22 protein-coding genes are annotated in these 20,129 nt (G+C 39.0%); 12 read left to right on the top strand and 10 right to left on the bottom strand.

Translation table 11 applies throughout. The annotated features are described in order from the left end of the window. Nucleotide 1 precedes the first annotated feature (1 nt). The 3 genes from EXE09_RS00005 to EXE09_RS00015 form a co-directional block, all read right to left on the bottom strand. Nucleotides 2-1,087, bottom strand: coding sequence for a DUF6670 family protein (locus EXE09_RS00005; RefSeq protein ID WP_130115937.1), 1,086 nt, complete (start codon nucleotides 1,085-1,087; stop codon nucleotides 2-4). 39 nt (nucleotides 1,088-1,126) lie between these two features. Then, the gene (gene pssA / locus EXE09_RS00010; protein ID WP_087552145.1) at nucleotides 1,127-1,954 is read right to left on the bottom strand and encodes a CDP-diacylglycerol--serine O-phosphatidyltransferase; all 828 of its coding nucleotides are present in this window, start codon (nucleotides 1,952-1,954) and stop codon (nucleotides 1,127-1,129) included. A gap of 153 nt (nucleotides 1,955-2,107) precedes the next feature. Further along, a complete protein-coding gene (locus tag EXE09_RS00015; protein ID WP_068973646.1) occupies nucleotides 2,108-2,965 on the bottom strand; it encodes a 23S rRNA (adenine(2030)-N(6))-methyltransferase RlmJ in 858 nt (285 codons plus the stop codon). A gap of 115 nt (nucleotides 2,966-3,080) precedes the next feature. Between EXE09_RS00015 and EXE09_RS00020 the strand changes: the two genes are divergently transcribed. Together EXE09_RS00020 and EXE09_RS00025 are read left to right on the top strand one after the other, a co-directional pair. After that, nucleotides 3,081-3,683 carry a 2OG-Fe(II) oxygenase gene (locus tag EXE09_RS00020; RefSeq protein WP_087552146.1) on the top strand — a complete coding sequence of 201 codons (603 nt, stop codon included), beginning with the start codon at nucleotides 3,081-3,083 and terminating at the stop codon, nucleotides 3,681-3,683. 110 nt (nucleotides 3,684-3,793) lie between these two features. Continuing rightward, nucleotides 3,794-4,321 (top strand): hypothetical protein, encoded by a 528-nt coding sequence (locus EXE09_RS00025; protein WP_068973648.1) that lies wholly within the window; start codon nucleotides 3,794-3,796, stop codon nucleotides 4,319-4,321. Between the two features lie 116 nt (nucleotides 4,322-4,437). Here the strand turns inward: EXE09_RS00025 and EXE09_RS00030 are convergent, their stop codons facing one another. The 5 genes from EXE09_RS00030 to EXE09_RS00050 form a co-directional block, all read right to left on the bottom strand. Then, on the bottom strand, nucleotides 4,438-4,689 hold the full coding sequence (locus EXE09_RS00030) for a DUF2789 family protein (protein WP_068973649.1): 252 nt from the start codon (nucleotides 4,687-4,689) through the stop codon (nucleotides 4,438-4,440). Between the two features lie 196 nt (nucleotides 4,690-4,885). Beyond that, nucleotides 4,886-5,122, bottom strand: a complete 237-nt coding sequence (locus EXE09_RS00035) for a DUF2789 family protein (RefSeq protein WP_068973650.1) — start codon at nucleotides 5,120-5,122, stop codon at nucleotides 4,886-4,888. Nucleotides 5,123-5,325: 203 nt separating this feature from the next. Continuing rightward, nucleotides 5,326-6,312 (bottom strand): malate dehydrogenase, encoded by a 987-nt coding sequence (locus EXE09_RS00040; protein WP_068973651.1) that lies wholly within the window; start codon nucleotides 6,310-6,312, stop codon nucleotides 5,326-5,328. A gap of 171 nt (nucleotides 6,313-6,483) precedes the next feature. Further along, on the bottom strand, nucleotides 6,484-7,143 hold the full coding sequence (locus tag EXE09_RS00045) for a ribonuclease T2 family protein (protein ID WP_130115938.1): 660 nt from the start codon (nucleotides 7,141-7,143) through the stop codon (nucleotides 6,484-6,486). 35 nt (nucleotides 7,144-7,178) lie between these two features. Continuing rightward, the gene (locus tag EXE09_RS00050) at nucleotides 7,179-9,152 is read right to left on the bottom strand and encodes a lytic transglycosylase domain-containing protein (RefSeq protein ID WP_130115939.1); all 1,974 of its coding nucleotides are present in this window, start codon (nucleotides 9,150-9,152) and stop codon (nucleotides 7,179-7,181) included. Nucleotides 9,153-9,417: 265 nt separating this feature from the next. Between EXE09_RS00050 and miaB the strand changes: the two genes are divergently transcribed. From miaB to ybeY, 3 genes are read left to right on the top strand one after another with little or no spacing between them, the layout of a single operon-like run. Then, the gene (gene miaB, locus EXE09_RS00055) at nucleotides 9,418-10,872 is read left to right on the top strand and encodes a tRNA (N6-isopentenyl adenosine(37)-C2)-methylthiotransferase MiaB (protein ID WP_087552148.1); all 1,455 of its coding nucleotides are present in this window, start codon (nucleotides 9,418-9,420) and stop codon (nucleotides 10,870-10,872) included. Nucleotides 10,873-10,910: 38 nt separating this feature from the next. Continuing rightward, the gene (locus EXE09_RS00060; RefSeq protein ID WP_068973655.1) at nucleotides 10,911-12,017 is read left to right on the top strand and encodes a PhoH family protein; all 1,107 of its coding nucleotides are present in this window, start codon (nucleotides 10,911-10,913) and stop codon (nucleotides 12,015-12,017) included. Between the two features lie 21 nt (nucleotides 12,018-12,038). Continuing rightward, nucleotides 12,039-12,524, top strand: a complete 486-nt coding sequence (ybeY, locus tag EXE09_RS00065) for an rRNA maturation RNase YbeY (protein WP_130115940.1) — start codon at nucleotides 12,039-12,041, stop codon at nucleotides 12,522-12,524. A gap of 479 nt (nucleotides 12,525-13,003) precedes the next feature. Here ybeY and EXE09_RS00070 read toward each other — a convergent pair whose 3' ends face one another. Continuing rightward, nucleotides 13,004-13,855 carry a PHP domain-containing protein gene (locus EXE09_RS00070; protein ID WP_130115941.1) on the bottom strand — a complete coding sequence of 284 codons (852 nt, stop codon included), beginning with the start codon at nucleotides 13,853-13,855 and terminating at the stop codon, nucleotides 13,004-13,006. Nucleotides 13,856-13,900: 45 nt separating this feature from the next. Here EXE09_RS00070 and EXE09_RS00075 point away from each other — a divergent pair, with 45 nt between their 5' ends. The 4 genes from EXE09_RS00075 (at nucleotide 13,901) to mnmC (ending at nucleotide 17,700) form a co-directional block, all read left to right on the top strand. Further along, on the top strand, nucleotides 13,901-14,515 hold the full coding sequence (locus EXE09_RS00075) for a septation protein IspZ (RefSeq protein ID WP_068973659.1): 615 nt from the start codon (nucleotides 13,901-13,903) through the stop codon (nucleotides 14,513-14,515). A 26-nt stretch (nucleotides 14,516-14,541) separates the two neighbouring features. Next, entirely contained in the window at nucleotides 14,542-14,844 is a 303-nt protein-coding gene (locus EXE09_RS00080) for a YciI family protein (RefSeq protein ID WP_068973660.1), read from the top strand. Nucleotides 14,845-14,848: 4 nt separating this feature from the next. Further along, nucleotides 14,849-15,376 (top strand): hypothetical protein, encoded by a 528-nt coding sequence (locus tag EXE09_RS00085; protein WP_068973661.1) that lies wholly within the window; start codon nucleotides 14,849-14,851, stop codon nucleotides 15,374-15,376. A 347-nt stretch (nucleotides 15,377-15,723) separates the two neighbouring features. Continuing rightward, the gene (gene mnmC / locus EXE09_RS00090; protein WP_130115942.1) at nucleotides 15,724-17,700 is read left to right on the top strand and encodes an FAD-dependent 5-carboxymethylaminomethyl-2-thiouridine(34) oxidoreductase MnmC; all 1,977 of its coding nucleotides are present in this window, start codon (nucleotides 15,724-15,726) and stop codon (nucleotides 17,698-17,700) included. 44 nt (nucleotides 17,701-17,744) lie between these two features. Here the strand turns inward: mnmC and EXE09_RS00095 are convergent, their stop codons facing one another. Then, nucleotides 17,745-18,059, bottom strand: a complete 315-nt coding sequence (locus tag EXE09_RS00095; RefSeq protein WP_068973663.1) for a rhodanese-like domain-containing protein — start codon at nucleotides 18,057-18,059, stop codon at nucleotides 17,745-17,747. A 90-nt stretch (nucleotides 18,060-18,149) separates the two neighbouring features. On the opposite strand from EXE09_RS00095, the gene EXE09_RS00100 reads away from it, so the two are divergent. From EXE09_RS00100 to EXE09_RS00110, 3 genes are all read left to right on the top strand, one after another. Then, nucleotides 18,150-18,638 (top strand): YajQ family cyclic di-GMP-binding protein, encoded by a 489-nt coding sequence (locus EXE09_RS00100; protein WP_068973664.1) that lies wholly within the window; start codon nucleotides 18,150-18,152, stop codon nucleotides 18,636-18,638. 28 nt (nucleotides 18,639-18,666) lie between these two features. Next, a complete protein-coding gene (locus EXE09_RS00105) occupies nucleotides 18,667-19,170 on the top strand; it encodes a DUF4442 domain-containing protein (protein ID WP_130115943.1) in 504 nt (167 codons plus the stop codon). A gap of 149 nt (nucleotides 19,171-19,319) precedes the next feature. Further along, a complete protein-coding gene (locus EXE09_RS00110) occupies nucleotides 19,320-19,841 on the top strand; it encodes a nuclear transport factor 2 family protein (protein ID WP_130115944.1) in 522 nt (173 codons plus the stop codon). Nucleotides 19,842-20,129: the final 288 nt, after the last annotated feature.

The raw sequence follows: 20,129 nt of genomic DNA on the forward strand, positions 1-20,129 counted from the left end.
GCTATTTTTTAAGCATAATTAGGGCAGGGTTTGCAGATTTATTAAAAGCTTTATTCTCTTTATCTATTTCTTGCCACTTTAAAGGTCGGCAATCGATGTATTCACAATAACCACTTTCGCCTTGATATAGGTCTTCATTAATTTGAAGTTGATAACTAAAGCTACCGACATAGCCTGCACCTAAACCAAATTTATAATCGCCACGACTTTGCGCTTCTAGATTGATTTGAATATTTTCATCTTGATATTGCCACCCAAACTCACGTGGCAAGTACATTTCTTGTTGGTTTGGCGTTTTAACTTTAGGAAAGACTCGATCAATATTAAAATGCGCTTTCTTATCTAGCATCGTCATTTGATTATTCTGAGCATCACGTAAATAAATTCGTGAATATAAAATACTGTTCATTTGATCACGACTATGCATACAGATCATTTGTAAGTCTTCGCTGAGTTGCACAAGTTGATAGACATATAAAGCATGTGGAAGATAAGGAAAGTTCACCATTCTCAAATATTCAAAAGCACCCATTTGTTGAATTTGATATTTTTCCTGTTTAAATTGAATCGTGCCCTCGCAATGTGCTAGCAAAGACCAATGCTCTGCAAACCCAAATTTTAAATAGCTAAAATATGAAACCAGAGGCATGGTAGTCACTTTTAAATTAAAACTAAGTTCATCATCTTGTCTTTGAATTTCAAAACTTGGTAATTTTCCAAATAGCTTTTCTTTTTGTCCAAACCCAAAACTCACTTGATGATTTTCATCATTGGAAAACTGACAATCATTTTTTATTGAATATGAATTGAGTTGTCCAACCATATGCGGACTAGAACTCACCAAAACTGTTGCCGTATCTAATGCGCTTGTCGAAACTTCACTTTGGTTGCAAAAAACTGCGCTATTAGGCTGACCCATAAAGCTAAAGAAGTTGAAATAATGTAATGGCGCAGGAAGATCTGTAATGACCAATTTTTGGTGAATGATTTTATATTTATCTTTCGGTGGATGATATTGTAATTCTATAGGTTTTTGAGCTTGATTCAGTTGCCTAGACTGATCTAAGAAATCTTGAAACAACCGCATATCAAGCTCCTCACCATTTTCATTTTTATTTAGCTCATCTTATGCAACCGTATTTTTACGTGCAAGAAAAGTCGTTACAAAACCAGAAATCGCATAGATAACTGAAATCACCAGAATACCTACAGGAATATTATAGGTCATCGCAGCAAGGATAAAAACAGCGATTGGTAATACAAAAAAAGGAACTCGTTTACGGTCTACAGTTTTAAATGAATAGTATTTGATATTTGAAATCATCAACAAACCCACAGCAATAATAATCGCAGCATTAATTGATTGAATCGTAATATCTTTTAGGTCAAAAATATAAGGAAAATCTCGACCTACCCAAACCAATGAAATAATCATAACCGCAGCCAATGGACTAGCAACGCCAATAAAATAACGCTTATCGACTACACCGATTTGCACATTGAAACGGGCTAAACGGAATGCAGCACATGCAGTATAGACAAAACAGGCCGCCAATCCGATACGACCTAAATCATGTAAACTCCAACTATACATCAGGATCGCAGGTGCAACACCAAAAGCCAATAAATCTGATAACGAATCGAATTGCTCACCAAAAGCACTTTGTGCGCCTATCGCACGTGCAACTCGCCCATCCAAACCATCAAGCAGTGCAGCGATAAAAATCGCATAAATTGCCTGAGTATAATCACCATTCATACTGGCAATAATCGAGTAGAATCCCGACAACAATGCTGAAGTGGTAATTAAATTTGGCCACAAATAGATTCCGCGACGTTTCACCTTCTGCCCTTCATGCGTATGCTCTTCTTCTTCAACCTCAAATGTGATGCCATCATATCCTGGGTCTTGATGAGAAGAGTTTGGACTTTCTGGTTTATTTATATTTGTCATTTTAAAATCCTATCTATGGCTCTAAGCGAGCTGTTGATATTCTACCGAATTGATTTACTACATTCATTTTTAAGTGAAAATGACATGAATTACTTCATTTATTTGGTCTGAAATTGTAATTCACATCATCCACGGCATGTTCAACAGAATGCTTTATTCTCCAACTAACCAACGCACTGCCGCATGCCCACCATTTTCACTCATACGCAAATGTGGGAATAACCATTGCAATGCTTCATCCGCATCTTCAGAGAATTTCCAAGGTGGGTTGATCACCAATAGTCCACAACCATTTAAACCTACTGGCGTGTCATCAGGCCATACACAGACTTCACAGACCAACTGACGGCGAATACCTGTTTTAAACATTTTCTTTTCAAAGCGTTCAATCATCGCACGGTCTTTGATTGGGTACCAAATCGCAAAGACACCTGTTGGCCATTTTTTATAGGCTGCCACGATCAATTCAACCAATTGTGGAAAATCCTTACGCTCGACTTCGTACGGTGGATCGATCATCACCAAACCACGTTTTTCTTTTGGTGGAATTACACCTAAAAGACCTTCATAAGCATCACGCTCATGCAAGCCCGCACGTTTATCACGAATATTAAAATAAAGTTGTTGAAACACATCACGTTGCATTTCAAAAATAGTCGCCTTATCAATATCACGCATCGCTTCGATGGCAAACCACGGCGAACCAGGATAAGCACCTTTGCCTGAACCTGCACGCATATCTTCAACAATTTTGAGATATTGTTTTACACCTTCAGGCGCATTACGCTTAATTGAATCATCGAGTTTAACAAGGCGATGAATCCCTGTTAAAAACTCACCTGACTTTTGCGCTTCAGAGGTAGATAAGTCATATTTACCCGCACCACCATGTGTATCTATATAGCGATATGGTTTGTCTTTAGCATTGAGACGTGTCAAAAGTTGCAGCAATAACACATGTTTCATGACATCGGCAAAGTTGCCTGCATGGAAATGGTGACGGTAATTCATGTTTCGATTAATTCCTGAGTTCAACGCATATTTTAACACGAAAAAATGTTTCTTCACTGCCCATCGTTTGTTCTAAAATAACAAGCTTATTTTATTCGGTTATTTTTGGTCATTTATGGAAGCGTCTCTTGTCCCAAAGTCTTGGAATGTTGATCAAATTCTTGATGATTTAGATCAACATGGATTTACCATTATTGATCATGCCTATTCTTTAGAATACGTACATCAATTGGTTAAAGAGTGTACATCACATTTAAATGAATTTCGTGATGCAGCGATTCAAAATGGTGTTGTGAGTAATATTCGCAGTGATCATATTCTATGGATTAATGAAAATTTAGCCATTGCACAACAGCATATTCAAGCTCTATTCCAACTTTCGCAAAGTTTAAATCGTGCCTTTTATCTAGGAATCAAAGATGTAGAAGCACATTTTGCCTGTTATAACGCAGGTGAATTTTATGCCTTACATCGTGATAACCCACAAGGTAAAAATGGCAGAATGATTTCCGCTGTGTATTATTTACATGAACAATGGCAAGATGACTGGGGTGGCAAACTACACTTACAAGATAAAAATAACATTTGGCATTTCATTGAACCAAAACCTAATCGTATAGCCATGTTTCAAAGCGATCTACTCCATGAAGTCATAGAAGCAAAACATCAGCGGCTGTCGATCACGGCATGGCTCAGAAGCGATAATGGTCTGTTGTAGTTGGACACTATCTTCAATCTAAAAGTGCAACGCTGTATCGCGATTTATCTCACTTTAAATTTAGCCAATCGACCTCATAATAGAGTGTAGAAATTAAGAGGATTCAGCACATGTTTGATAATACAAAACAAATCATTTCACGTATTGGCGAAACGGATCAATTGTATTTGTCAGGCAATACACCTGAGTTGGCGCTTGAACGTGGTGACTTACGTTTACAATTGGTCGAACAAAGCAACTCCAAACAAGAGCAAATTCATTTTCTTCAAGAAGCCATCGTGTTACTCGAAACTGCACGTGTTGAATATGAAGAAATGCCGATGTCTTTGTATGTGAATTTGTCTTTACATTTAGCCAAAGCCTATATGATCTATTTTGAACTGACCAAAGAAGTTCGTTATGCATTGATCACACAGCAAATTTTAAAGCCGATGACACAACATGAAAGTGCTGATATTTATTTCATGCTTGCTTATGCTTCTGTGAGTAAAAATGAATTGTCATTGACACGACACTGGCTCAAAAAATATATGGCGACAGCTGATTTTGATCTGGTCTTGTTAAGACAACACCCTGCTTTAAAACCTGTACGTAATGAAACTTGGTTCACGCAAATGGTTCAAAATAAGTTGCATTGAGTACAGCCTACACAGGCTTGTACAAAGTTAAAACCAACATTTGAATTAATATAGAAAAGATGGTCATCCAATAACTTGAGTGACCATCTTTTTTGTTGCTCTGGGGGAAGGAAAATTTAAGCCATTTGTAACTTATAAGCATCCATGTGTAATTGTTGATTAAGTTCATCAATCCACATCGACCAATCGTCATCTTGAACCAAATGACTGATTAAAAAATCGCGCTGTGATTTATTCCAGAATGGTGCGTCATGCAAATTTTGATTTGCGGTTAATTGGTGAGTCCGGACATAAAGCTCAATTGCAGCAGGACTATTTGCCAAACCGAGCTGAGAAAATAATAAGGCTAAAGATGGTTGTTTATTCATGAGCTTCCTGCCCTCCCTCGGTTAAATCTCTGTCATTTAATCATTGTGAAATTTATATCAAAAAAATTGTATTTACTTATACAACTAACTTATAAGAATTCAGATAAAAAAAATAGCCTCGCAGCTATTTTTTGTTGTTTCAATTTGTGATTAAATTTCAATCATTATTTGATATAGAACACATTCCCAATAAATTCTATGGTTTATGTGACAATAATTCACTCAACTCATCAATCACCAAAGACCAATCATCATCTTTACGCCAATGGCTGGCTATAAAATCGCGCTGTGAATCATTCCAAAAATCTGCCTCATGCATCATGACGCCTTTTGATAATTGATGACTTTCCACAAACTGATCGATTGAAGCCTGATCAGAATCCAATCCTAACTGATCAAATAATAATTTGAGTGTCGGTTGTTCATCAAACATTTTATTTCCCTCTATTCCTTATTGTTAAAAGTACGATAATAAGTTTAAAACTAACTGTTTTTCATTCTAAATTCAGCTCAATCTTGCATTGTTCTTGTTATTGTTTGTTAATCATTTCGTCAATAAGTTTCCATAAAAAAAGCACCCCAAAATGGAGTGCTTCTTCAATTCAATCTAAAAGATCAGTGATCTTAAAAATTCAATTATTTAACCATGTCAGCAACTGCTGCACGTTCGCCTTCTAACTCATCAAGTGTAACGTTGATACGTTCACGGCTGAATTCGTCGATTTCAAGACCTTGAACGATTTTGTATTCGCCATTTTCACAAGTTACAGGGAAACCGAACATTACGCCTTCAGGGATACCATAAGAACCGTCAGAAGGAATACCCATAGTTACCCATTTGCCGTTTGTGCCAAGCGCCCAATCACGCATGTGATCGATTGCAGCATTTGCAGCAGACGCAGCTGAAGATAAACCACGTGCTTCGATGATTGCAGCACCACGTTTACCAACAGTTGGAAGGAATACGTTTGCATTCCAGTCAGCATCGTTGATTTTGTCTTTTAAGCTTTCGCCGTTTACTGTTGCAAAACGGTAGTCAGCATACATTGTTGGAGAGTGGTTACCCCAAACAGTCATCGTTTCGATGTCAGAAACTGCAACACCCGCTTTTTGAGCAAGTTGAGTTAACGCACGGTTGTGGTCAAGACGTAACATTGCTGTGAAGTTTTTCGCTGGAAGATCTGGCGCAGATTTCATTGCGATGTAAGCGTTAGTGTTTGCAGGGTTACCTACAACAAGAACTTTAACGTCACGGCTCGCAACTTCGTTAAGCGCTTGACCTTGACCGATGAAGATTTCACCGTTTACTTTAAGTAGTTCAGCACGTTCCATACCAGGACCACGTGGACGTGAACCAACTAAAAGTGCATAGTCAGCATCTTTGAATGCAACTTTAGGATCATCAGTACCGATCATGCCTTCTAATAATGGGAATGCACAGTCGTCTAATTCCATCATTACGCCTTTAAGCGCAGCTTGAGCTTTTTCAAATGGAACTTCTAATAATTGAAGGATAACTGGTTGGTCTTTACCAAGCATTTCACCACTAGCGATACGGAATAATAAGCTGTAACCGATTTGACCTGCAGCGCCAGTAACGGCAACACGAACTGCTTGCTTCATGTAATTATCTCCAATTGAGGATCGTTAATGTGACTAAACGGTTGAATCCGTTTTAATCGAATTATCATAAACGGCAAAGATTGTACTCCAATCCTTTGACACTTGCATGTAAAAGAGAATGAATTTCAACAAAAGTATGATAGGAAATATGAATAAAATCTGTTGAAAGACCTAATATGTCCCTTTGATCGAGAATGTATTCGGGCAATTTGACACGATGTGGTTTGAACATTGTTTATACTGACCATTGACCCGATAACACACTTGCACCTCGGTCAATACTGGGTTTGACGCATAACTTTGGCAGGTAAAACGGATACTTTCACTGTTCATACCTGGATTCAAACGCACAATCTGAGACTTCAATGCATGATGTTGCACATTTTTATTTTCTGCACTGGTCAACTCTGTCGGCACTTTTAGCTTATCTGCTAAATTAATCACTGTTCTAAAATATTGTGCTGCATTCATCGGTACGCAACCGCCCACGGTGCGCCACAATTGCACACGTGCATTTTCTTCAGGCATGACACGTGCAACAACTTTAGCCTGTAATGGTGACAAACTTGCAGAACTATTGGTTGAACAATTTCGCTCAGTCGTTTCAGGCAATAGCCCAGTAATCGTGAGTGAATAACCTTCTAAACATTTACGCTGCTTTTGTTTAGTCGAGTCTAATGCACAAACCGCAGGCGTTAATTGAACCTGCATCACATAGCCTTGTATTTGCGGTGCAGCATGTAACGGCACATTAAACAAAAAGAATCCTGCACAGCCTAAAACCCATGCCATGCAAGATTTTTTCAATTTACGCAAAATACTCAAATTCATTTACTTACCAATAAAACGCTGACTTGATCCAATTTTTACTGTGATACTCGAGTTGGAATAATAGGCATACGACTTTCAATCGCTTGAGGCCCTTGTCCAAGTAAAATTCCGTAATGTGCTGCATTGGTCATCACATTCTTCACGTAGTCACGTGTTTCATTGAGTGGAATCGATTCAGTATATTGATCCGCTGAAAGATTTTGATAGTCAGGCTGCCAACGCTTAGCTCGGTTTGGTCCTGCATTATAACCTGCGGTTGCCAAAACAGGATTGCTACTCAACTGACCATGAATCATGGATAAATAGAATGTGCCATAACGAATATTGGTATTTGCATCGCTTAATGCAGCTGGGTTATAAGTTTCCCCCATTTGTCGGGCAACCAACTTTGCTGTGCCAGGCATAATTTGCATCAAACCACCTGCACCCACATGAGAGCGTGCTGCCGTAACAAAACGACTTTCCTGACGCATTAAGCCATATGCCCAAGCTGGATCAATGCCCGCATTTCGACTATGGCTGACCACTAAACTTTGGTGTGGCGTTGCATAGCGATAATTATAGTTGTGCTTTTTCTCTGTGCGTTCAGCAGCGTAAATCGCACGGTCATACCACCCCATATCCGTCGCACGTTTCGATGCCGCTAAAAGCAATCCGTCATCGTGTTTTAAATACGCTTGGCGTACAGCCCAATTCCATTCACGATTGGTATACGTCGCAGGTGCATTAATATTACGCAAGGCAAATGCACGACGGAAATGAATGTCTTGATTTAAACGTTGCTGATCATCTACTGATGGCTGTTCTTTGGCAGGGTTAGCACTATATTTTTGCCCCAAGTGATCTTTTGCCAACAGATTATGATAGTCATCACCTGACATGGCTAAACGCTGATAAATTTCATTGGCTGCTTTTTTCGATTGAGCATCATTGCGTTGCTCAGAAGCACGTGCCAACCAATATTGCCAACGGTCTTCTTGCTTTTGCGTCACACTCATACTGTCAATCGCGCGAATCACACTTTCCCAAGCCCCAAATCGAATGGCTTGTCGTGCATACACTTCTGACTCTTCACTACTGAATGGCGCACCATAACTGGCATCAAAGTTTTGTAGCACTTCACGGTTGAAGTTATTTTTCATGACCGTTGTACCACCGATATATCCCACAGTACGATACAAATACTTCTGCACATCGGCAGGAACGTCCTGCACCAGTTTTGGCATAGACTGTAAAGTACTGGTCAAATCAGTATCTGCAGCACGTCCAAGTGCATACACCAAATAAGCATAATCCTGAACATTAGCTTTTGGCGCTGACCATAAATAATTCAGTGGACTGGCTTGGATTTGATTGAGTTGGCTTAATGATAAGTTAATCCCTAAGCTCTGTGCCGTTGCAATCGCTTGTCCAGACTGCCCTGCTCGTAATTGTGCATATAGACGCTGTTGACGGTCTTGTGTCGTCATTAACGGACTAGACAACATCATTCGTCCCAAACCATTACAAGACTCAGGTTGCGAGCTTGTGGTCAACCAGACATCTTTAAATTCAGCAAAAACCAATGAATCACCTGTTCGAGCACGAACTTGGGCAACCGCACAGCGTTCCGCTTGATCTGGATTGGTCACATAAGCCAATACAGGTTGAGCCGTTGCGTAATCAGCTTGTTTGACTTTTTCCTCAACATAATCTGCTGCTAATTTTTCAGCCATTGCAGATTGAGGATAGCGTTTTGCAAAGTTCACAATATTTGACGCAGGTTGGAATGCGAGATTGGAATTTAGTGACCAATATTCTGGATAGTAACCGAGTGCGTCATTCTGCATGCTATAGCGATATTGTTCCAATGCACTTGGACTATTGGCATTACGTAATGCACTATTAAAATCTTCTTCAGCAGCTTGCGTCACCTGCACACCTGTACACGCGATTATTCCTAAAAGGTAAGCTTTTAATTTATTCTGATTAAGTTGTTGCTTTAACACCGTTTTTCTCTCAACCTGCATGACATGCCTTAACTTACTGACGCACTGATTTGTGACTAGTTTAGTTATTCTAATTCATTTCTACTGTTGTGTTATGTAACCTTATGATTCGCCATTAATAATTTTCTCTATTTTTCATCCATATTTTCACCTAAAAAATCACCAGACGTAAATATTTCCCTGAGTTTGATTTAAATACTGTAAAATAGCGCGCTTTTTATGAGTCTGATAAAATCAGGTTCTATATAAAGTTCCAAATTCCCTTTTTCATAGGATAAACGCCTCCATGACGGTTCAAACCTTCATCCCCAATGGTGCCAAAGCTGCCTCAGAAAACACTGTAACCCAGCCACAGCACACCCCTGTCGACGGTGCAGTCAAAAAACTGTATATCGAGACACAAGGGTGTCAGATGAATGAGTATGACAGTCATCGTATGGCAGACCTTTTAGGCGACTCACACGGATATGTACTGACCACTGACCCTAAAGATGCAGATATTCTACTGATGAATACCTGTTCAATTCGTGAAAAAGCTCAAGAAAAAGTGTTTTCTGAATTGGGTCGCTGGCGCAAACTAAAAGAACAAAATCCAGACTTAGTGATCGGTGTCGGTGGTTGTGTTGCTTCTCAAGAAGGTGACAACATTCAAAAACGTGCGCCTTATGTGGACATGGTTTTTGGCCCACAAACTTTACACCGTTTACCACAAATGCTTGATCAACACGTTGAACAAATTGAGAAGCCGAAAAAAGAAAAAATCAAACTGGTGGATATTTCATTCCCAGATATTGAAAAATTCGACTTCTTACCTGAGCCACGTGTTGAAGGTTATAAAGCCTTTGTTTCCATCATGGAAGGTTGTTCAAAATACTGCTCTTTCTGTGTTGTTCCATATACACGTGGTGAAGAAGTTTCTCGCCCTCTCGATGACGTTTTAGCTGAAATCGCTGGTTTGGCTGAAAAAGGTGTACGTGAAATTAGCCTACTCGGTCAAAACGTCAATGGCTACCGTGGTGAAACTTTTGAAGGTGAAATCTGTACTTTTGCAGACTTACTTCGTTTAGTCGCAGAAATTCCTGGAATTGGTCGTTTACGCTACACAACATCACATCCACTTGAATTTAATGATGATTTAATTCAATGCTATCGTGATTTACCGCAAATGGTTTCACATCTTCATTTACCTGTACAAAGCGGTTCAAATGATGTGTTACAAGCGATGAAACGTAATCACACCATTGATGTTTATATTGAAAAAATTGCCAAACTTCGTAAAGTTCGTCCAGATATGCATTTATCTTCAGACTTCATCATCGGTTTCCCTGGTGAAACAGATGAAAACTTTGCTGAAACTTATCAATTTATCCAAGATTTAGATTTCGATCACTCTTATAGTTTCATCTATTCAAAACGTCCAGGCACGCCAGCATCTGAATTACCAGACAGCACACCTGAAGATGTGAAGAAAGAGCGTTTAGCTAAAGTTCAACAATGGATAAAACAATCCAGTATTGAAAAAACAGATGCGATGCTTGGTACGATTCAACGTGTCTTGATCGAGAATGTTTCCAATAAAGATCCGAATTTATTGGTTGGAACAGCGGACAATACACGTTTAGTAACATTTGTAGGTGACGCCGCTTGGGTCGGACGCTTTGCAGAGATTGAGATTACAGAGATTAAGACCCTAAATTTAGTTTACGGAGAACTCTTGAATCTTGAGCCTGACGTGGCGTAATGTAAGGGTATAGACTTTATTTATAAAAAGGATATCTCTTGACTGCAGCGATTCGACGTACAGTAGCTTTTCCGGGTATTTCAGTTGAACGTTTAAAAAGCATGTTGGGTGCTTATAACGGTCATCTGAAACAAATCGAACAACGTTTAGAAGTCAGTATTTCTCACCGTGGTGACAGCTTTTATATCGATGGAGATATAGAAGCTGTTGAGAGAGCTGAAAGTTTATTGCAGCGCTTACATGCTGAAGCTGAGTTCACACCTCAAGTCAGCGCAGATACCATTCACCTCCTCATTCAAGGCAGTCAAACTGACCGAGAAATTCAAGAAGATCTTTCGGATAATGAACATACGGGGCTAAACGATGTTTGGCTACAAACCCGTAAAGGTCGTATCAATCCACGTGGTGCAAATCAAAAACGCTACGTGCAGCGTATTTTACAAAGTGACATTTCTTTCGGGATCGGCCCTGCGGGTACAGGTAAAACCTATCTTGCCGTCGCAGCTGCTGTAGATATGCTCGAACGTAATGAAATTCAACGAATTCTCTTGGTTCGCCCTGCTGTTGAAGCAGGTGAAAAACTTGGATTTTTACCAGGTGATTTGAGTCAAAAAATTGATCCGTATTTACGTCCACTTTATGATGCCTTGTATGAAATGTTGGGGTTTGAAAAAGTGGCAAAATTGATTGAGCGTCAAGTGATTGAAGTTGCGCCACTTGCCTATATGCGTGGTCGTACACTGAATCATTCTTTCGTGATTTTGGATGAAGCACAAAACACCACACCTGAACAAATGAAGATGTTCTTAACGCGTTTAGGCTTTGGTTCTCGTGCCGTGATTACAGGTGATATTACTCAGGTCGATTTACCGCGTGGTCAGCAATCTGGGCTTGCACATGCATTGCGGATCATTGAGAAAATCAAAGAAATTCACATTACTCGCTTCCACTCTCGTGACGTGGTTCGTCACCAGTTGGTACAAAAAATTGTCGAAGCTTATGAGGGTTGGGACAGTGAGCAACATCGTTTAACCGCTGAAGCACGTGCTGAACGCAAAGCACGTCAGGAAGCACTCATTGCAGAGAATGATTCGGCTGCTGATGCTCAACATCAAGAGCCTGCGACCGATCAAGATCATGCTTAAGTTTGACATGAAGGATTGGTTTTGAAACTCAGCCTATCGTTACAACAATCGTTTGAAGCACCTGAATTGGTGCTCAAACGTGCTTATTTGAAAAAAGTCATTGAAACCACATTGCGTCATATCGACACACAAAGTGATTGTGAAATCGGAATCGCGTGTGTCGATAATGATGAAAGTCATAAATTGAATTTGGAATATCGTAAAAAAGACAAGCCAACCAATGTGTTGTCTTTCCCAAGTGATTTACCTGATGAAATGGCGCAAATCTTAGATACATTCCCGATTGGGGATTTGGTGATTTGTATTCCTGTGGTTTTACAAGAAGCGATTGAGCAACAGAAAACCCCAATTGAACATTTTACCCATATGTTGGTACATGGCACCTTGCATTTGATGGGCTATGATCATGAAACTTCAGAAGAAGATGCTGAGGAAATGGAAGCGTTGGAAATCGAAATTTTGAAAAAATTAGGTTTTGAGAATCCATATACTGTGAAAGAAGATTGATTGTTTAATCCAAAATGAATCCCTCAAAATTGAGGGATTTTTTATATAAATCTTCTCCCTAGCCCTAAGCCATATATGGCGCAAGGAAAAGAGGGGGGGGGGAACTTACTGTAACTAAAACAATTTTAGTAATGGAAGCTCCCTCCTTTTTCAAAGGAGGGTTGGGGAGGATTTAAAGAATTCTTAACTGACTGATATTATCTAAACCAAATACTTTCTATATGTAATGAATTAACATGAACTATCAAATTCTTGTATAAGCCTGAAAATTTTAGATTCAAATATATTTAAAAACGTATTGGAAATTGCTTCTCTTACGCCATATATCGCTTAGGGATAAGACTAGATTTCATAAGAGGATGAACTTTTCCTATAAATCCTCTCCCTAGCCCTCTCCTTTAAAAAGGAGAGGGCTAGGGAGAGGATTTATGAGAATTAAAAATGAACTTAAGTGAAAAAATCTAAATCAACATAAACCATCACCGAAAACTTTCCCAAATCCCCACCTGTCCTTCTTTCACTCGCGGAATATTTCCAAGTTTAATCCAAGGCATATTATCCCCGTGAAAATCACTTCCTACAGAAACTTTCAAACCAAACTCAGCAATCATCCGATCGACCATTTGCCGTGTAGAAGCAGGTTCAATTGCAGGTGGCAGCTCGACTGCATCACCACCATATTGTGCAAATATTTCAATCAAATAACGCACATTGGTTGCAGACAAATCATAACGTGTTGGATGTGCTAATACAGCAAAACCCTGACTTTCATGAATAACTTTAATGGTTTCTTCTAAACCCAAACCATCAAACTTCACATAAGCTTTTTTGCCTTCTTTAATATATTTATCAAAAGCCGACTGTGCGCGTTGCACAATTCCCTTTTCAACTAAAGTTTTGGCAATATGAGTACGGGTAATCCGATCAGGCTCACCATCTACTTTTGCCACCACATCAGCATAAATATCTTGATGAATTAAAGGAATCAATAAATCACAAATTTGCTTGGCACGTTCAGCGCGGATTTTCTTTTGTTGAGCTAAAAGACGTTGCAAAGGTTCAGGATTTTGCATGTTCAGCGCGACAATATGCACACCATAGCTCTTTTTAGTTGCAGGTCTAGACCATTGGCTAGAGATCTCTACACCAGAAATGATTTGAATTGGTTGATTTTTTGCAAATTGTTCAGCTTCTATTAAGCCATCCATGCTATCGTGGTCCGTAAGAGCAAGTGTATGAATGCCTTTCTCGATGGCCGCCTCAACCAATAACATCGGTGTCATGGTTCCATCAGAAATATTACTGTGAGTATGTAAATCTACGCCTTGCATCTTTTATACTATCCCATCAACCTGAACTGGCTAAGATACTTTAACATGAAAGCACTTTTAGACTTTGTGCCCCTCATAATTTTCTTTTATTTATATAAGACGGTTGATCCAAAAAATACTGATCATCCATTATTGCAACTGATCGGCTCAGCAGGTGGTGTTAATAACAATAATATTCTTGTTGCTACAACAGGTCTAATTATTTCCATGCTTGTGGTATATGGTGCTTTATTTGTATTCCAAAAATTCCGTTTAGACAAGCAACAATGGCTGGTTCTGTTTATGACGGTGATCTTTGGTGGCATCACACTGATGTTAAGTGATGACTTCTATATTCGCCTTAAAGCTGCCATTTTAAACTTAGCCTTTGCTGGTGCTTTCTTACTTTCACCTTATTTTGGTAAAGAGAAAAAGCCATTGATTCAACGATTATTTGGTCCAGTATTAAACCTCAGCGAAAAAGGTTGGAAAAATCTCAACTTTGCTTGGGCTGCCATGTTCATCGTGATGTCTTGCTTACATATTTTCTTTGCATTTTTATTTGCTGATGGAAAATATTGGGGCGAATTTACCGCATTTGGTGACATGATCGTGATGTTTTCCTTTATCATTATCCAGTTTATTATTTTACGGAAACACTTCAAGTCATCTGAAGACTAGTGTGTTTAGAAAAATCGAGAATTATCATGCCATTATTTGTAGTTACTTGTACTGATCAAGAAGGTACAGTAGAAAAACGTCTTGCAACTCGCCCTCAACATTTAGCACGTTTAGAAAAGTTAGATGCTGAAGGTCGTGTAATTGTTGCAGGTGCGATGCCGAAAGATCGTGAAAACCCACAAGCGGGTTTTTATGGCAGTACTTTGATTCTCGATTTTGATAGCCGTGAAGAATTAGATGCTTGGCTACAAGAAGAACCTTTCCTTAAAGAAGGCATTTATAGCCATATTGATGTTAAACCATTCAATAAAGCATTGCCTAAGGGATAATAGAATGCGCGTTGTCGTCCAAAGCTTATTGAGCCTAACATTAAGTACTTCTCTACTTTTACCTGCTGTTGCATGGGCTGAACCAAATCAAACCAGCCCACAAACAACTCAAGCAACGACTGCAACGCCTCCACCTCAGGCGAACCCACCTGTTGCCGCTCAAAAACCGAGTATTATCCCTGCGGTAGCGGGTGCACATGCAAATCAAACGCAAGCTCAGACACAAGAAAATAAGCCTTTAACTGCTGAACAGATTGCCAAAGAGAAAGCATCTCAAGAAGCCAATGTGAAAGCACTGGTAAAAGACCAAGCGACACGTTTACAACAACTTGAAAAAGCCAATTTAGAAGCCTTATCACAAAACCAAGAATTACAATTGAAAAATGACAATCTTGGTGTACAAGTTCAAGTTTTACAAAGTGAACAAAGTGCGCAAATGTTTCTATACGGCGCAGCCACCATTGCTGTTGGTGTACTACTCGGCTTTTTAATCGCAAGTTATATCTATACCAAACGTCGTCGTCAGTGGTAATTTATTAATAACGCCCCGATGACTTCAAACTGTTATTTGATACTCGGAAGTGTCATCCGCAATGTGTCTGAGACAAGACTCAATTAGTCATCCAATGTTTTTGCGATGTACTTACTCAAAAGATACAAGTGAACGAGTTTTGTCGGTGAGGAGCAACGCTCCGCAAGGTGGTTTTCTTGCGAAGTTTTACTTCTCATTTTCCCGAAACAAAAGTAGGTCGAGCCGAAGGCTAATCCTGAAATTTGCTTAATAGAAGCAAGACACCGTCGAGATTTTAATTACTATAAATTTCGATGAATTTTAAGTTTCTAAATCCTCTTATTCCACTTTTCACAAGGTACATTACGTTGTCACAAGCCATTCAAACAGCCGATTTAGATTGGCAATGTGTTGATGGAATTGAAGTTCCAATTTCTAAACAATTTGGTGATGTCTATTTTTCCAAAGACAATGGACTACTCGAAACCCGACATGTTTTTTTGGGTGGTAATGACCTTGAAACTCGCCTTGCAGCTTTAAATGATTTTGAATATTTCAGCGTGGGAGAAACAGGTTTTGGTACAGGCTTAAATATCCTTGCACTGTGGCAACTCTGGCAACAAGTCCGACCGAGTAACCAAAGCCATTTACATGCCATCAGTGTAGAAAAATTTCCACTATCTAAAGAGGATTTGATCCGCGCCTTAAATGTATGGGCTGAACTCAAACCCTTAGCAGATCAACTGATTGAGCAATATCCTTTAGCTATTGCAGGTTGTCACCGCTTAAATTTTCCCAAAGAGCGCTTTTCCATTGATTTATGGTTAGGCGATGCACATGATGTTTTCCCAATCATTCCCAAAACAGCACCTGTGAATGCATGGTTCTTAGATGGATTTGCCCCATCTTGTAATCCTGACATGTGGGAAGAAAATGTTTTAAATAATATTGTGCGGTTATCTGATCTTGGAACTACATTCGCATCGTTTAGTGTTGCAGGTGTGCTTAAACGTGGTTTAAAACAACATGGTATATCTATTTCACGTCCACGTGGTTTTGGACATAAACGTGAAATGCTCAAAGCTGTTTGGAATGTACCAGAAGTCGTCAATTTAAATGTTGATGAAAATAGCGCTCTTGAATCTGAAAATACGCAAATTGAGCAACATAATCATCAGCAAATTGATTTAGCCACGGCTCAAAAAAAAACTTTAAATAAAACTGACATTCAGAATAATTCTAAACAACGTCAAATTGCGATTATTGGCGCAGGAATCGCAGGATTGAGTTGTGCATGGGCATTGGCTCAACGTGGGCATAAAGTCACCATTTACGACCAATCAGCGCCATTATCAGGGGCATCTGGCAATCCACTTGCCCTACTCAATCCAAAACTCTGCCCAATTGAACAAAGTTCTGAGCATTTAATGACTTTGGCATGGCAACATGCGTTAAACCATTATCAAAATTTCAAAGCTTTTCGCCCCATTTCAGTCAATCAATTGGCACAAAAAAATCCTGAAGAATTATTGGCATTAGCCGAACAATATCCGCAAGGTCTACTCAAAGCACAGACGGAAAATGAATTAGATATTCAAAGTACTTTTTCAAGTTTACAACTGACTCAAGCAGGCTCTATTTATCCACATCAACTCAAAGATCAAATCCTTGAACATGCGTTAATTGAATTTCAACATGCTGAAATTGAAAAAATTGAACAACTTGAAAATAATCAATTACGAATTTTCAATCATCAACAAGATGCTTTAGGCTCATTTGATCATGTGATTGTCTGCTGTGCCAAAGAAAGTAAAAAATTCTTTGCAAATTTTCCAATCTTAAAACCTATTCGTGGACAAGTCAGTTGGGTAAATAATCAAGATCATGCTTTAGATCAACAACATGCTTATAGCTATGGTGGTTATTGCATGCAATTGGATAAGCAACAACTCATTCTAGGCGCGTCATTTTATCCAAATCGTGATGATACAGAAGTCTTACTTGAAGACCATGTGCATAACTATGATCTTATCCACAGTGTTTTTCCACAATACGCTGAAAACCTAGCAAATGTGAATGAGTGGCAAGGTCGTGCTTCGGTGCGTGCGCAAAGTTTGGATTATTTTCCATTGCTTGGAAAAGTCGAAGAAGAGCGTGAAATCTATACATTTTCTGGGCTAGGTTCTAAAGGTTTCTTATTTGCGCCCTTATGTAGTGAAGTTTTAGCTTCTTTAGTTTTAGGCGAAGCTTGCCCAATTCCAAATGATTTATTACAAAAACTCAGCCCTAAACGCTTTCAAAAGAAAGTAAAACCGAAGAAGCCTTATTTTAAACCAAGTGAATAATGCCAAATTGTTACCCATAAAAAAGCGCCTTTCGGCGCTTCTTTTTATGCACCTTGTTCCAATGGTAAACCAGCATCACGTGCTGCACGTGTGCCTCCCATCAAAACAACATAATCACGCGAACTGTCAAAACCCTCTAGTTTTTCAGCTGCACGCGGTGCTTTACTGCCGCCGCCACATAAAATGTAAATTGACTGATCCGACCCCACTTGAGTCAAGCTATCTGCAGTTAAACCATCTATCGGCTGATTCACAGCTCCTTTTACATGGCTTTCAGCAAACGCTTTATTGTCACGAACATCCCAGATTACTGCATTTTCTGGGAACTCAAATGTTGTAATTTCGATTTTACGGATCATTGCGCACTCCTTTGATGTAAACAACACTTGGCAAATGAAGAAAACATCCCTAGCATCTCAGATATTCTTTCTATTTGCAAAGGTCTAACTATGCCTTCTTTCGATATTGTATCTGAATTGGAAATTTTTGAAGTAAATCACGCGGTACAAAACACGCAAAAAGAGATTGCGACTCGTTTTGACTTCCGTGGACAAGATGTTTCTATTGATATTAATGAAAAAAATAAGGAAATTAAAATTTCTACGGAAAGCGATTTCCAATGTGAGCAAGTCTATAGCATGCTCGAAAATCACTTTTTTAAACGTAAAATTGATATTCAAGCTTTAGACCCACAAAAAATGACGGCTTCTGGTAAAAACATCATTCAAGTGATTAAGCTTAAAGATGGACTTGACTCAGATACCGCAAAAAAAATTAATAAAGCCATTAAAGAAAGTGGCATCAAAGTGCAATCTTCTATCCAAGGTGACAAGATTCGTGTAACTGATAAAAAGCGCGATACTTTACAGCAAGTTATGGCATTTTTAAAAGAACAACAATTCGGTGTCCCACTCCAATTCAATAACTTTAAAGACTAAGTCTTTAACGATGTTTACAGGGTGACATATGACTCAGACCAATCGCTTATCCAAACTGGTAAAAGCCACTTCAAAACTTCCGAAAGGAATCCAAAGTACTGTTCTCAGTAAAGCCTTTGGTCGAGTTGTTCCGATGGTTGGCACAGCCAAACTTCGCTACATAGAAGTCACACCTTCTCGCGTAGAAGTACGAATTGAAAACAACCGCAATGTACAAAACCATATTGGGCAAGTGCATGCCTGTGCCATGGCATTAGTCACTGAAACCGCAACGGGTTTTGTCACAGGAATGAATATTCCAGACTCATGTATCGTGCTGATTAAAAGCATGCAAATTCAGTTTAAACGCCCATCGAAAGGTGGTTTAACCGCTATTGCGACACTGACTGATGAACAACGTAAACTGATGCAAGAAACAGAAAAAGGTGAAACCCTAGTTTCAGTCGTTGTGACGGATGATTCAGGGCAACAACCGATTGAAGCAGAAATGCTTTGGGCATGGGTGTCTAAATCGCACCTCAAAAACAAGTAACTGAAAAACCAATAAATGTAAATAAAACTTACTTTTAAGTAAGTTGAAAAATTACTAAATCCCTGCAAATGAATGACGAATATTCACTATTTTCATTCAGTGTTAAGCTTCAAGATGGTGTGGAATCTAACATCATCTTGAGAATAATCATGTCAGCCTTTCAATCAAAAAAAATCATTGGATTAGGTTTAATCCTTAGCCCACTTTTACTACTTACAGCATGTAGTCAAAATCCCAATAAAGCTGTTGCAGCAGTAACGGACAATACGCTTAATGCAATTTCAGCCAATCAACAAGCGACGCAGAATAAGAAAATTGTAGTCGATTTCTACGAAGGTGTTTTCCAAAAGCATCAAGTCAAAGCCTATGCAGATCGTTATATTAGCGATCAATATATTCAGCACAATCCACATGTACCTGATGGTAAAGCACCTTTTGTTGACTATTTCACAGGACATTTTAAAGAAAATCCTGAAGCAAAAAGTGTCATTAAACGTGCTGTCGCTGAAGGTGACTTAGTATTCTTACATGTACATTCAACTCGAAATGCACAAGATCGTGGTGTGGCGATTGTCGATATTTTTAGAGTTGAAAATGGCAAAATTGTTGAACATTGGGATGTACAACAAGCAGTTCCTGAACAAGCTGCAAATACCAACACGATGTTTTAAGGATTTTTTATTCTTAATTCCCAATAAAAAATCCCAAACTCAGTTTGGGATTTTTTAGCTTACTTAACTGATGTTACGCAGTAACATAAAAACATCTTTTGCATCTCGATAAAATTGGATACGCGATAACGTCATCCGCATTTGTCTGAGGCAAGACTACTTCTGACCATAAATGTTTCTGAGATATATTCAATATTTTGACGGAAGCTGACAAGTTCTGCGGTGAGAAGCGAAGCTTCGCAAGATGGTTTCCTTGCGCAGTTTAACTGCTCATTTTGCCGAAACAAA

This window comes from Acinetobacter sp. WCHAc060025 (assembly GCF_004209355.1).
Classification (GTDB): Bacteria; Pseudomonadota; Gammaproteobacteria; order Pseudomonadales; family Moraxellaceae; genus Acinetobacter; species Acinetobacter wuhouensis.

Coding starts and splice junctions, on each gene's coding strand:
- EXE09_RS00005 (WP_130115937.1), bottom strand. CDS start 1,087: ATGCGGTTGTTTCAAGATTTCTTAGATCAGTCTAGGCAACTGAATCAA.
- pssA (WP_087552145.1), bottom strand. CDS start 1,954: ATGACAAATATAAATAAACCAGAAAGTCCAAACTCTTCTCATCAAGAC.
- EXE09_RS00015 (WP_068973646.1), bottom strand. CDS start 2,965: ATGAATTACCGTCACCATTTCCATGCAGGCAACTTTGCCGATGTCATG.
- EXE09_RS00020 (WP_087552146.1), top strand. CDS start 3,081: ATGGAAGCGTCTCTTGTCCCAAAGTCTTGGAATGTTGATCAAATTCTT.
- EXE09_RS00025 (WP_068973648.1), top strand. CDS start 3,794: ATGTTTGATAATACAAAACAAATCATTTCACGTATTGGCGAAACGGAT.
- EXE09_RS00030 (WP_068973649.1), bottom strand. CDS start 4,689: ATGAATAAACAACCATCTTTAGCCTTATTATTTTCTCAGCTCGGTTTG.
- EXE09_RS00035 (WP_068973650.1), bottom strand. CDS start 5,122: ATGTTTGATGAACAACCGACACTCAAATTATTATTTGATCAGTTAGGA.
- EXE09_RS00040 (WP_068973651.1), bottom strand. CDS start 6,312: ATGAAGCAAGCAGTTCGTGTTGCCGTTACTGGCGCTGCAGGTCAAATC.
- EXE09_RS00045 (WP_130115938.1), bottom strand. CDS start 7,143: ATGAATTTGAGTATTTTGCGTAAATTGAAAAAATCTTGCATGGCATGG.
- EXE09_RS00050 (WP_130115939.1), bottom strand. CDS start 9,152: ATGCAGGTTGAGAGAAAAACGGTGTTAAAGCAACAACTTAATCAGAAT.
- miaB (WP_087552148.1), top strand. CDS start 9,418: ATGACGGTTCAAACCTTCATCCCCAATGGTGCCAAAGCTGCCTCAGAA.
- EXE09_RS00070 (WP_130115941.1), bottom strand. CDS start 13,855: ATGCAAGGCGTAGATTTACATACTCACAGTAATATTTCTGATGGAACC.
- EXE09_RS00075 (WP_068973659.1), top strand. CDS start 13,901: ATGAAAGCACTTTTAGACTTTGTGCCCCTCATAATTTTCTTTTATTTA.
- EXE09_RS00080 (WP_068973660.1), top strand. CDS start 14,542: ATGCCATTATTTGTAGTTACTTGTACTGATCAAGAAGGTACAGTAGAA.
- EXE09_RS00085 (WP_068973661.1), top strand. CDS start 14,849: ATGCGCGTTGTCGTCCAAAGCTTATTGAGCCTAACATTAAGTACTTCT.
- EXE09_RS00095 (WP_068973663.1), bottom strand. CDS start 18,059: ATGATCCGTAAAATCGAAATTACAACATTTGAGTTCCCAGAAAATGCA.
- EXE09_RS00100 (WP_068973664.1), top strand. CDS start 18,150: ATGCCTTCTTTCGATATTGTATCTGAATTGGAAATTTTTGAAGTAAAT.
- EXE09_RS00105 (WP_130115943.1), top strand. CDS start 18,667: ATGACTCAGACCAATCGCTTATCCAAACTGGTAAAAGCCACTTCAAAA.
- EXE09_RS00110 (WP_130115944.1), top strand. CDS start 19,320: ATGTCAGCCTTTCAATCAAAAAAAATCATTGGATTAGGTTTAATCCTT.